This window comes from Massilia sp. H6 (genome assembly GCF_024802625.1).
Lineage (GTDB): Bacteria > Pseudomonadota > Gammaproteobacteria > Burkholderiales > Burkholderiaceae_D > Telluria.
On sequence record NZ_CP103371.1, the window covers coordinates 1855912 to 1867921 of the forward strand.

A 12010-nucleotide genomic window follows, 5' to 3' on the forward strand; every position below is an offset into this window, starting at 1 on the left:
TGCTTCAGCTGGCCGCCAGCCCAGTGGGGGGGGCAGGTCCAGTGGCTCAACAACTGTCTCGGGGAGCTTGGGCAGACGCCCAGTGAAAACACTCCTTAAAATGTCATGTGGGGCCCCGACCCCGTGAATGCATGAGAACAGGCTAAAATCATGTAGAAATACTGCCTGCCTCATCAAGTAGGTCGGATTGTATGGGCTCGCTTATACCAAGTCAACCCTAGCACGATCCGCGCTTATTACTTTTAGGTCTGATTGCCAAGTTGAAATGTTGAAAATGCTTGTCAAATCAGTCACTTGAGATGGTGCCTTGAACAACCTTCTACGGTCGAGATAACGATCAAAAACTTGATGAAATATTCAGATTTACGGGATTTTATGGCCCAGCTCGAGAAAATGGGCGAGCTCAAACGTGTTGGCCTACCGGTGTCGCCCCATCTCGAGATGACCGAAGTGTGCGACCGGACACTGCGCGCTGCCGGTCCGGCGCTGCTGTTCGAGCAGCCCACCGGGCATCGCATTCCGGTGCTGGCCAACCTGTTCGGTACACCGCGCCGGGTGGCGCTGGGCATGGGCGCTGACGACGTGAGCGAACTGCGCAAGATCGGACATGTCCTGGCGCGCCTGAAGGAACCCGAGCCGCCCAAGGGCTTCAAGGACATCATGGGCATGGGCTCGCTCGTGAAGGCGGTGTGGGACATGGCGCCGAAAGAAGTACGCGGCGCGCCCTGCCAGGAGATCGTCTGGGAAGGGCAGGACGTCGATCTCGGGCGTCTGCCGATCCAGCACTGCTGGCCGGGCGATATTGCGCCGCTCATTACCTGGGGCCTGGTAATCACCAAAGGGCCGAATAAAAAGCGCCAGAACCTGGGCATCTACCGCCAGCAGGTACTGGGACCGAACAAGGTGATCATGCGCTGGCTGGCGCACCGCGGGGGCGCGCTCGACTTCCGCGAACACGCCCTGGCCAATCCTGGCCAGCCTTATCCGGTTGCGGTGGCGCTCGGCGCCGACCCGGCGACGATCCTCGGCGCGGTCACGCCGGTGCCGGACAGTTTGTCCGAATACCAGTTTGCCGGCCTGCTGCGCGGCCAGCGCACCGTGCTGACCAAGGCCATCGGCAGCGAACTGCGGGTGCCCGCATCCGCCGAAATCGTATTAGAAGGAAATATCTATCCGGATGCAAACCATCCGTCCGGCTTCGAGCACGCGCTGGAAGGGCCGTACGGCGACCATACCGGCTACTACAACGAGCAGGACAGCTTCCCGGTGTTCACGATCGACCGCATCACGATGCGGCGCGACCCGGTCTACCACTCGACCTACACCGGCAAGCCGCCGGATGAACCGGCCGTGCTCGGGGTGGCGCTCAACGAGGTCTTCATCCCGCTGCTGCAAAAGCAGTTCAGCGAAATCACCGACTTTTATCTGCCGCCAGAAGGCTGCAGCTACCGGATGGCCGTGGTGCAAATGAAGAAGCAGTACGCCGGCCACGCCAAGCGCGTCATGTTCGGGGTGTGGAGCTTCCTGCGCCAGTTCATGTATACCAAGTTCATTGTGGTGGTGGACGAGGATGTTAATGTGCGCGACTGGAAAGAAGTCATCTGGGCCATCACGACCCGGGTCGATCCGACCCGCGATACGGTGATGGTCGACAACACGCCGATCGACTACCTCGACTTCGCTTCGCCGATCAGCGGCCTGGGCAGCAAGATGGGAATCGATGCCACCAACAAATGGCCGGGCGAGACCAACCGCGAGTGGGGTACGCCCATCGCGATGACGCCCGAGGTCAAGGCGCGGATCGATGGCTTGTGGGGGCAGCTGGGAATTTGAACCCACCCAGCGAAGGCGAGGACCCCATAACTGCCTGCGTGGGGTATAATTGTGGCTGGCGGGCCCCTGCGCATTGTGGCATGGTTAACCTGGTCAGGTCGGGAACGAAGCAGCCAAAGCCGTTCACCGCAAGTGCCGCAGATCAGGCTCGCCTCTTTCCTGTCTTCCGTTTTTCAGTTTCTTTTCTTCCCCTCCTGTTTTATCTGCGTGCCCTGTTTCGCCCGCACAGGCTGAATATTGCCTTCTGACAATCCGTCAATTCCGGTGATTTGTTGTCATGCGGACACATGACCCGCGCTTGTATCGATAAATCCGCCAATTTCCTTGGGGAAATTTTGTTTTGTGATTGAATATGCTCATTGCATTATTCATCGGGAGACAGGCGTGGAAAAGAAGAGTGTCGACGGGGTACTGAAGGCCAGCTACCGGCGGGCCGACCGTTTCATGTGCGCGGTGCTATGGGCGCTGTTCGTGATGGGGCTGGCGCTGTCTGGAATGCACGACACCATGGGGTGGGCGCTGGCAGTCGGCTTGCCGGCGGCGCTGGTGCCGACCCTGATTGCACTCGTCCATGGCGGCACCCGCTTGTCGCGCATGACGGTGGCGGTGGCGATGATGGTCTTCTGCGCACTGCATATCCATCAGGCGGCCGGGCTCACCGAGCTGCACTTCGGCATTTTCGTGCTGCTCGCCTTCTTGCTGTGTTACCGCGACTGGACGGTCATCGTCGCCGCGGCTGCGACCATCGCGCTGCACCACCTGTCCTTTAATTATCTGCAAGAACTCGGCTTCGGCGTGCGCTGCCTGACCAATGCTGGCCTGGTCATGGTGCTGGTGCACGCAGCCTATGTCGTCGCCGAAACGGTGGTGCTGTGTTTCCTGGCCCAGGTGCTGCGCCGCGATGCGCTGCAATCGGCCGAGCTCAGCGTAGGGGTGGCAACCATGGCCAACCAGGGCGGCCGGATCGACCTGCGGGCCGATGCACTGCCGTCCGGCAGCAGTAGCGGCCGCGCCCTGCGCGACATCGTGCGCCTGCTCGAAAAGGCGCTGGCAAGCGTGCAGCATAGCGTGCAGACGACCAGCGCAACCTCGGTCGAGATCGCCGCAGGCAATGCCGAGCTGGCCACCCGCACGAGCGCCCAGGCGGCATCGATCCAGGCCACGGTCCGCTCGATGGCCGACCTGACCGGCACCGTGCGCCAGAATGCCGACCGCGCAAGCGCGGCGAGCGAGCTGGCCGGTACTGCCGTCGAAGTCGCGGCGCGTGGCGGCGACGTGGTCAGCCGTGCGGTCGCCAGGATGGCGGCCATCGACGCGTCGTCGCGCAAGATCGCCGACATCATTGCCGTGATCGACGGCATTGCCTTCCAGACCAATATCCTGGCCCTGAACGCAGCGGTCGAGGCGGCCCGCGCCGGTGAGCAGGGGCGCGGATTTGCGGTAGTGGCGAGCGAAGTACGCAACCTGGCGCAGCGCTCGGCCACGGCGGCGCGCGAGATCAAGGCGCTGATCGGCGAATCCGTGTCCGAAGTCGAAGCCGGCAGCGCACTGGTGCGCCAGGCCGGCACCACGATGGAGCAGGTGGTGGACAGCGTGCGCCAGGTGTCGGCCTTGATTGCGGGCATCAGCAGTGCCAGCCGCGAGCAGGCCGGCGGCATCGCCGCGATCGGCGACGCGATCGAGGCGGTGGATGCCGCCACCCGCGACAATGCGCGCCTGGTGGAGCACGCGGCCAGCGCTGCCGACGACCTCGAAGGGCAGGCGCGCCACCTGGCCGAGGTGGTGGGCGTGTTCCAGGTGGGACAGCAGGCAGACCGTGCGGCGCTGGCGCTGCGTTGACGCCGCCTCGGCAATGGGGTGAGCAGATCGCGGGCGACTTGCCGGGCGCGCCGCGGTTTGTCCGCGGCGGCGGTCAACTGCGGTAAAATCGCGGCATGTCCTATCAAGTCCTCGCCCGCAAATACCGTCCCAAGAACTTCGAAACGCTGGTTGGCCAGGAGCACGTCGTGCGCGCCCTGACCCATGCGCTGAAAACCGGACGCCTGCATCACGCCTACTTGTTCACGGGCACGCGCGGGGTCGGCAAGACCACGCTGTCGCGCATCCTGGCCAAGTCGCTCAATTGCATCGGCCCGGACGGGCAGGGCGGTATCACGCCCGAGCCCTGTGGCGTTTGCGAAGCCTGCCGCGCGATCGATGCCGGGCGCTTTGTCGACTATATCGAAATGGACGCGGCGTCCAACCGCGGCGTCGACGAAATGGCACAGTTGCTGGAGCAGGCGGTGTATGCTCCGAGCAATGCGCGCTTCAAGGTCTACATGATCGACGAGGTGCACATGCTCACCAACCACGCGTTCAACGCGATGCTTAAAACGCTCGAAGAACCGCCGGCCCACGTCAAGTTCATCCTCGCCACCACCGACCCGCAAAAGATCCCGGTCACGGTGCTGTCGCGCTGCCTCCAGTTCAACCTCAAGCAAATGCCCCCTAGCCATATTGTGGGGCACCTCGACTACATCCTCGGGCAGGAAGGCGTGAGTTTCGAACAGCCCGCGCTGCGCCTGCTGGCGCAAGGCGCCCACGGCTCGATGCGCGACGCCCTGTCCCTCACCGACCAGGCAATCGCCTATGCTGCCGGCCAGGTCACGCTGGAAGCGGTGCAGGGCATGCTGGGCGCGCTCGACCAGTCCTACCTGGTACGCCTGCTCGATGCCCTGCTGGCACAAGACGGCGCCGACCTGATGGCGGTGGCCGACGACATGGCCAGCCGCAGCCTGTCGTACAACGCTGCGCTGCAAGACCTCGGCACCCTGCTGCACCGGATCGCACTGGCGCAGTCGGTCCCTGCGGCGGTGCCGCAAGACCTGCCCGAACTGGCCGATATCCTGCGCCTGGGCGCAGCGTTCGATCCGCAAGAGGTGCAGTTGTATTACCAGATCGCGGTCCACGGCCGCAACGAGATGGGCCTGGCACCCGACGAATACGCCGGCTTCACCATGACGCTACTGCGCATGCTGGCCTTCCGCCCGGGGCAGGGAGCTGCCGAGCCACCCGGCGCCGCCCGCCCTGACGCTGCGCCGGCACCGGCCGCGCGCGCCGCGGCAGTGGCTGCCGCCAGCCACGCCGCGGTAGCGCGTCCCGCGCCGCCGGCGCAACAGCGGCCGGCTCCTGCCTCGTTTGCACCATCGGCGGCGCCGGCAGCGGTTCGTGCGGCGCCATCGGCACCATCGCCGTCGGCCCCTGCGCCCGCCATGAGCTCGGCGCGCGCCGCGATCGATGCGGCGCTGGAAGCTGCCCGCGCGGCTTCCGGGCGCCCGGGCGGCGGGGGCGGCATGCGCCGTCCGGCGCCCGAGCCGTCTCGTGCGGCAGCTCCTGCGCCAGCCGTACCGGCGTCGGCTCCGCTGCCACCTGCGGCGCCTGGCCCGGCGGCCGCGCTGCCCCAGGTCCGGTCGCCAGCGGCGAGCCCGCCGTGGGATAACGGCCAGCCGCGCGCCCAGGACCGCATGGCAGGCGCCCCGGCCGATGATGAGCCGCCGTCCTGGGTGACCGGGTTTTCCGACGATACCGCGCTGGCTTCGGACGCGCCGGCCGTGGCCGCCGCCCCGGTGCAGGCCGCCAGCGCGCCGGTGCGGGCCCCGGCCGCGCCGCCGCATGCCTACGTGCTCACGCCGGTGCCGGCGCTCGGCTGGGATGGCAATTGGCCGGCCCTGGCCGCCGCTCTGCCGCTGCGTGGCGTGTCCCAGCAACTGGCGCTGCAGACCGAACTCATCGAATGCAAGATGCACGACCATGCCGCGACTTTCCGCCTGCGCGTGCCGGTCGATACGCTGCGTGCCAGCGGCAACAGCGAGAAGCTGACCGCTGCGCTGCAAGAACATTTCCCGCAGGTGCGGGTAAGCCTCGACACCGAGCTCGGCCCTACCTGGTACACGGCGGCGGCAGAAGCCAAGGCCAACCGCGAAGAGCGCCAGCGCCAGGCCGAGGCCGTGGTTGCGGGTGACCCCTTCGTGCAGGCCATGGAACAGGCATTCGGCGCGTTCGTCGTGCCCGGCTCGGTAAAGCCGTCCACACCGGCTGCCTGAGCTTATTGAACCCCCCATACAACCCATCCCGAACTTTTTGGAGACCCCAACCATGATGAAAAACCAGCTCGCAGGCTTGATGAAACAGGCGCAAGCCATGCAGGACAACATGAAGAAAGCCCAGGAGCAGTTGGCCCTGGTCGAAGTCGAAGGCCAATCGGGCGCTGGCCTGGTCAAGGTCGTCATGACCTGCAAGAACGACGTCAAGCGCGTCACCATCGACCCGTCGCTGCTGGGCGACGACCGCGACATGCTGGAAGACCTGGTGGCGGCCGCCTTCAACGACGCCGTGCGCAAGGCAGAGGCGACTTCGGCCGAGAAAATGAGCGGCCTGACTGCTGGCATGCCGATGCCGCCGGGCTTCAAGATGCCATTCTGAGCGAACGCGACATTTCATGTCCAAGTCGCTCGACTTCCTGACCGAGGCATTGCGGCGCCTGCCGGGCATCGGTCCGAAGTCGGCGCAGCGCATGGCCTTCCACCTGCTGCAGCATGACCGCGAAGGCGCGGCCATGCTCTCGCGCGCGCTCTACCAGGCCGTGGATACCGTGCACCACTGCGTCATGTGCAACACCTTTTCCGATACCGAAGTATGCGACCTGTGCGCCGACGATGCGCGCGAGCGCGCGCTGCTGTGCGTCGTCGAAACACCTGCCGATCAGCTCATGATCGAACAGACCATGACCTTCAAGGGCCTCTACTTCGTGCTGATGGGACGGCTTTCGCCGCTCGACGGCATCGGGCCACGCGACTTGCACCTCGATAAGCTGGTCGGGCGTGCCACCGATGGCGTCGTCGGAGAAGTGGTGCTAGCAACCAATTTCACCAACGAGGGTGAAGCCACCGCCCATTACATTAGCGAAATGCTCAAGGCGCGCGGCCTGAAAGTGAGCCGGCTGGCGCGCGGCGTGCCTGTCGGTGGCGAACTCGAGTACGTCGATGCCGGCACGATAGCGCGCGCCATGCTCGATCGCCGCAGCGCATAATTGTCCGCATGAAAAGCCGGTAGCAGGGGGCCACAGGTGCCTGTGCGTGCACGCAAGCCTGGTCCGCGGTCCGCTGCTATCGTGGCAGTTTCAGCGGACCGATCATGCATCTTGTCGACATCACGATGTTCTATGCGGCCGAAGGCGGCGGCGTCAGCACCTACCTCAATGCCAAGGCAGGCTGGCTGTCGCGTTATGGTTGGGCACGGCATACCATCCTCAGCCCCAATGTCGGCAGGCACGCCAGCCTTATTGCCGGGCTCGACTGCAGCGGCGCATGTGCCATGCCGCGCCTGGTGCGGGTACCGGCGGTGGCGCTGCCCGGCATGCACGGCTACCGCATGCCGGTGTCGGTGGCGGCGGCGGCTCGGCGCTTGTCCGCGGCCCGTCCCGACCTGATCGAAGCGGGCGACGCCGGCCACTGCGCATGGGCGGCGCTGCGCCTGCGCCAGCGGCTCGGCATTCCTGCGCTCGCCTTTTATCATTCCGACCTGCCGCGCCTGATCCTGAACCGCTTCGGCCGTACGGCGTCGCAGGGCAGCCGCAGCTACCTGGCCCACTTGTACCGCGAGTTCGACGCGGTACTGGCGCCAAGCCGGCTGATGGTGCGCGAGCTCAACGACATGGGCGTGACACAAGCCTTGCACCAGCCGCTCGGCATCGACAGCGACATCTTCCATCCCGGGCGGCGTCACGACACCCTGCGCGCCGCCCTCGGCCTGCCGCGACAGACGCGCTTGCTGGTGTACGCGGGGCGCTTTACCGCCGAAAAGAAACTGCCGCTGCTGCTGGCCGCCGTGCGCAAGCTCGGCCAACCCTACCACCTGCTGCTGGTCGGGGGTGGGGCTGCGCTGGCGCCGGATCGGCAGCTAAGCATCATGCCGTTCAAGCGCGACCAGCGCGAACTGGCGGGCGTGCTCGCCAGTTGCGACGTGCTGGTGCATCCGGGCGATTGCGAAACCTTCGGCCTGATCGTGCTCGAAGCCATGGCCTGCGGCCTGCCCGTGGTGGGCGCCGGCGCCGGCGGAGTGGCCGAACTGGTCGACGACGACACCGGCATCCTGGCCCGGCCCAACGATGTGGACAGTCTTTCGGGCGCGATCGAGGCACTCTACAGACGCGACCTGGCCAGGCTGGGCGCCAATGCGCGCCGCAAGGCCAGCGAACAGCATGACTGGAACCAGGTCTTTCCGCAGCTGATGGTTCGCTACGGCAGCTTGCTGAGCGCGCGCCCGGGAAGGGCGCGCGGCGTGGAGCGTGTCTGTGTCAGCGACTGACGACGCCCATGCAAATGCCGGAACGGGCCCGGTTGCTGGCTTGGATACGACTGTGCACCATGGGCCGGGGGCAGATGCGCATGCGCTGAGCGGTACCACCGGCAATGCCAGCGGCATGCGCGCGCTGTGCGTCTCGATCCACGATGTCGCGCCCGCTACCTGGGACGACTGCGCGCGCCTGGCCGATGCCATGCGCGACGTCGCCGGCGTTGCGCTGACCTGGCTGGTGGTGCCGCACTATCACCGCGCCGGGGGCGGGCTGGCACGGATGGAAGCCGGACTCGAACGGGCGCTGGCCGCCGGCGATGAACTGGCCCTGCACGGTTGGACGCATTTCGATACGGGGCCGCGCGCGCGCGGCATGGTCCAAGGTTTTCTGCGCGGCAGGTATAGTCACGAAGGCGAATTTGCCGCCCTGGACGCCGCTGAAGCGTCCCGGCGTATCGAGCTGGGGCTGGCGTGGTTCGCTGCGCGCGCCTGGCCGGTACGCGGCTTCGTGCCGCCGGCCTGGCTCATGGGTGAAGGCAGCTGGCAGGCCCTGCGCACTTTCGATTTCGATTACACCACGAGCTTTCGGCGCTTTTATTTGCTCGCTCATGCAGCGCAAGACGAGGCAGCGAGCGCACAAGCGCCGCCATTGCTGGCGGCGTCGCTGCGGCCCGCATCACTGCTCTCGCCTGCGTTGGTCTATGCCGCGCGCAACCGCAGTGGCCGACTGGCCTCGCCCTTGCTGGCCGATGTGCTGGCCCTGGCGCTGGCGGGGCAACCGCTCGTTCGCCTGGGCCTGCATCCGCCAGATGCGCACCATCGGCGCCTGCTGCGCCATGCACAGGCCATGCTTGAGCGGCTGCTGGTGGCGCGTACCGCCCTGACCAAGGCCGGGTTCGCGCAGGCTCTGCTTACCAGTACGGGCCCCAGTAACCGCCACCACGCCAGTGACGCGATCCGATTCCACCATAGAACGATGGACTGTTGCCGATCTGGCGCAGCTCTTCGCGGGTACTGAGCTGCAGCACGCACTGGCGCCACGGATCGCTGTTTGGCGCATACCCCAGGCCGGCACATGCAGGGCCATAGATCGCCATCATTTGTGCCATTTCTGCCTGCATGCGTTCAGCACGCTGTTGCGGCGTAGTACATGCCGCCAATGCCAGCGTCAATGCCAATACCGGAATGCTCGCTCGTCGCATGATTGCCTCCTTTGCCGCCGTGCTGGCAGCGCGACTCCAGTATAAAGCGGGCGCACGCAACCCGTGGCGGGTAAATCAATCGTGCACGGCCTCGGCGGGGGTGGCCAAGCTGTCCAGCAGCAAGATTTTCTGGCAAGATATTCCGCACAAAAACGAGGAGAACCGGCATGCGGCAGCGTCGATGGAGAACCTGGACCTTGCGTGCGCTGGCTGCCTTGCTGGCGCTGGCATTGCTGGCTGTGGGCGGCGCCTGGCTCTACCTGCGTGCCAGCCTGGCCCAGCTCGATGGCGAGCGGCGCGTCCCCGGCCTGGGGGCGCCGGTCACGATCGAGCGCGATGCCGTCGGCGTTCCCCTGATCAGTGGTGCCAGCCGCGCTGACGTGGCCTATGCCACCGGCTTCGTGCATGCGCAGGAGCGTTTCTTCCAGATGGACTTGTTGCGCCGCACGGCGGCCGGCGAACTGGCCGAGCTGTTCGGTCCGGGTGCCTTGCCGATGGATCGCCAGCACCGCCTGCATCGCTTCCGCGCCCGTGCCGGCGAGGTGCTGGCGCGCCTGCCGGTGGCCGAGCGTGAATTGCTGGAGCGCTATGTCGCCGGCGTCAATCATGGCGTGAAGGCCTTGCGCGCCAAGCCGTTCGAGTACGGCTTGAGCGGTACCGAAGCGCGCCCCTGGAGCGCGTCCGACTCGCTGCTGGTGATCTGGGCGATGTACCTCGACCTGCAGAACAACCAGGAACCGCGCGAGCTGGCCCGCGGCTGGCTGCGCGAGCACAGCGACGCGGCCCAGCTTGCCTTTTTGTTGCCGGAATCGAGCCGCTGGGACGCCCCCCTGGACGCCGCCAGTGCGCCAGCCCAGCCGGCGCCAGCCCTGCCGATCCCCGCCCGCGCACCGGCCTGGTGGGGCGCACCGTCCGGTGCGGGTGACGCGTCGCAGCACCGCGCCGGCGCCGACCATGTCGACGCGGTCGGCAGCAATAACACTGCAGTCGCCGGCAGCCGCAGCGCCAGCGGCGCGGCCATTGTGTCCGACGACATGCACCTGGGCCTGCAGCTGCCGAATATCTGGTACCGGGTCGCGCTGCGCTTCCCCGATGCGCAGGGCAGGCAGCGGCGCATCGTCGGTGTCAGCCTGGCGGGCGCGCCGCCCGCGATCATCGTCGGCAGCAACGGACAGGTGGCCTGGGCCTTCACCAACAGCTATGCCGACCTGGTCGACCTGGTGGCGCTCGGCAGCGACCCGGCGCGCCCCGGCCAGGTCCGTACTCCGGCCGGCTGGGAGACCCCGGCCAGCCATGTCGAGCTCATTGCGGTAAAGGGAGCGGCGCCGGAGCGCTTCGTGGTGCGCGACACTTCGCTTGGCCCGATCCGCACCATCGGCGGGCGCCAGTACGCGCTGCACTGGGTCGCGCACGACGCGGCGGCGATCAACCTCAAGCACCTGCAGCTGGAAACGGCGGCCACGCTCGAGCAGGCGCTCGCGATCGCGGCCATCGACGGCATTCCGGCCCAGAACTTCGTGGCGGGCGACGCCGCCGGCAACATCGGCTGGACGATCGCCGGCCCGCTGCCGCAGCGCACGGCCTCGCCCTGGGCCACCAGCTTCCCGATCGAGGCCGATGGCGCGGCGAGCACCTGGCAGGGCCTGCTGCCGGCCGAGCGCTACCCGCGCATCGTCAATCCCCAGGATGGCCAGATCACCACCGCCAACAGCCGCCAGCTATTGGGGAAAGACGCCGCGCTGCTAGGCGACGGCGGTTTCGACATCGGGGCCCGTAACAGCCAGCTGGCCGGGAGCCTGCGGGCGCTCGGGAACGGTACCGGCGTGCGCCAGGTGTACGAGGTGGCGCTCGACGACCGCGCGCTGTTCATGGCGCGCTGGCGTGAACGCGCGCTGGCGGCGCTTGACGCGCCAGCCCTGGCCGGCCATCCGCAGCGGGCCGACATGCGGCGCCTGCTTCAGTCAAGCTGGAATGGCCATGCCAGCGTCGATTCGGTCGGCTACCGGTTGGCGCGCGGCTATATGTGGGCGCTGCACGATTTGCTGTATGGCGGGGCGGGCAAGGCGATGCGGGAATTGGGCCCGCAGATCACGCCGGCCGGGGCATCGAGCCGCTGGCCGGAAGTGATCGCGCGCCTGCTCGACGAACGCCCGCCCGGCTGGCTGCCGCGCGGGTATGCCGACTGGCGCGCGCTGGAACTGGCGGCGTTGGACCGCGTCATCGGCGAGCTGACCCGCGACGGCAAGTCGCTGGCGCAGGCTAGCTGGGGTGCGCGCAACACCGCGGCCATCGCCCATCCGATCAGCATGGCGGTGCCGGCCTTGAAACCTTTCCTGGCTGCGCCCGCCGACCGCCTGCCGGGCGACGCCAACATGCCGCGCGTGGCTGGACCGGATTTTGGCCAGTCCGAGCGCATGACCGTCTCGCCGGGGCGCGAAGAGGAAGGCTTGTACAACATGCCGGGCGGGCAGAGCGGGCATCCGCTGTCGCCCTTCTTTCTGGCCGGGCATGCCGAATGGGCGGCGGGCGAGCCGGTGCCGCTGCTGCCGGGGGCGCCGCGCTACACGCTCAGGCTTGTTCCCTAGCGTGGACGCCAGCTGCGCCGTCCACGACCGCGTGCGAGCGACTTTGCCTGCTGCGCG

The 12010-nt window shown here is 67.0% G+C and carries 8 protein-coding genes and 1 other RNA gene; all 9 read left to right on the forward strand.

What is annotated here, in order from left to right:
• The first annotated feature begins 348 nt into the window (after positions 1 to 348).
• Positions 349 to 1833, forward strand: coding sequence for a 4-hydroxy-3-polyprenylbenzoate decarboxylase (gene ubiD / locus NRS07_RS08260; protein WP_259212434.1), 1485 nt, complete (start codon positions 349 to 351; stop codon positions 1831 to 1833).
• A gap of 57 nt (positions 1834 to 1890) precedes the next feature.
• Positions 1891 to 1989: signal recognition particle sRNA small type (gene ffs / locus NRS07_RS08265), an RNA gene on the forward strand.
• Positions 1990 to 2217: 228 nt separating this feature from the next.
• Positions 2218 to 3672 (forward strand): methyl-accepting chemotaxis protein, encoded by a 1455-nt coding sequence (locus NRS07_RS08270; RefSeq protein ID WP_259212436.1) that lies wholly within the window; start codon positions 2218 to 2220, stop codon positions 3670 to 3672.
• 95 nt (positions 3673 to 3767) lie between these two features.
• The gene (locus tag NRS07_RS08275) at positions 3768 to 5915 is read left to right on the forward strand and encodes a DNA polymerase III subunit gamma/tau (RefSeq protein WP_259212438.1); all 2148 of its coding nucleotides are present in this window, start codon (positions 3768 to 3770) and stop codon (positions 5913 to 5915) included.
• Positions 5916 to 5967: 52 nt separating this feature from the next.
• Entirely contained in the window at positions 5968 to 6294 is a 327-nt protein-coding gene (locus tag NRS07_RS08280) for a YbaB/EbfC family nucleoid-associated protein (protein WP_259212439.1), read from the forward strand.
• A gap of 16 nt (positions 6295 to 6310) precedes the next feature.
• Complete coding sequence (gene recR / locus NRS07_RS08285; protein ID WP_259212440.1) at positions 6311 to 6901, forward strand: recombination mediator RecR; 591 nt, start codon at positions 6311 to 6313, stop codon at positions 6899 to 6901.
• Between the two features lie 104 nt (positions 6902 to 7005).
• Positions 7006 to 8178 carry a glycosyltransferase gene (locus tag NRS07_RS08290; protein WP_259212441.1) on the forward strand — a complete coding sequence of 391 codons (1173 nt, stop codon included), beginning with the start codon at positions 7006 to 7008 and terminating at the stop codon, positions 8176 to 8178.
• Positions 8179 to 8218: 40 nt separating this feature from the next.
• Positions 8219 to 9184 (forward strand): polysaccharide deacetylase family protein, encoded by a 966-nt coding sequence (locus NRS07_RS08295; protein WP_259212442.1) that lies wholly within the window; start codon positions 8219 to 8221, stop codon positions 9182 to 9184.
• Positions 9185 to 9535: 351 nt separating this feature from the next.
• A complete protein-coding gene (locus NRS07_RS08300; protein WP_259212444.1) occupies positions 9536 to 11953 on the forward strand; it encodes a penicillin acylase family protein in 2418 nt (805 codons plus the stop codon).
• The last annotated feature ends 57 nt before the right edge of the window (positions 11954 to 12010 follow it).

What these genes read in the sequence shown, in the direction of transcription:
- ubiD (WP_259212434.1), top strand. Translation starts at nt 349, where the DNA reads ATGAAATATTCAGATTTACGGGATTTTATGGCCCAGCTCGAGAAAATG.
- NRS07_RS08275 (WP_259212438.1), top strand. Translation starts at nt 3,768, where the DNA reads ATGTCCTATCAAGTCCTCGCCCGCAAATACCGTCCCAAGAACTTCGAA.
- NRS07_RS08280 (WP_259212439.1), top strand. Translation starts at nt 5,968, where the DNA reads ATGATGAAAAACCAGCTCGCAGGCTTGATGAAACAGGCGCAAGCCATG.
- recR (WP_259212440.1), top strand. Translation starts at nt 6,311, where the DNA reads ATGTCCAAGTCGCTCGACTTCCTGACCGAGGCATTGCGGCGCCTGCCG.
- NRS07_RS08290 (WP_259212441.1), top strand. Translation starts at nt 7,006, where the DNA reads ATGCATCTTGTCGACATCACGATGTTCTATGCGGCCGAAGGCGGCGGC.
- NRS07_RS08300 (WP_259212444.1), top strand. Translation starts at nt 9,536, where the DNA reads ATGCGGCAGCGTCGATGGAGAACCTGGACCTTGCGTGCGCTGGCTGCC.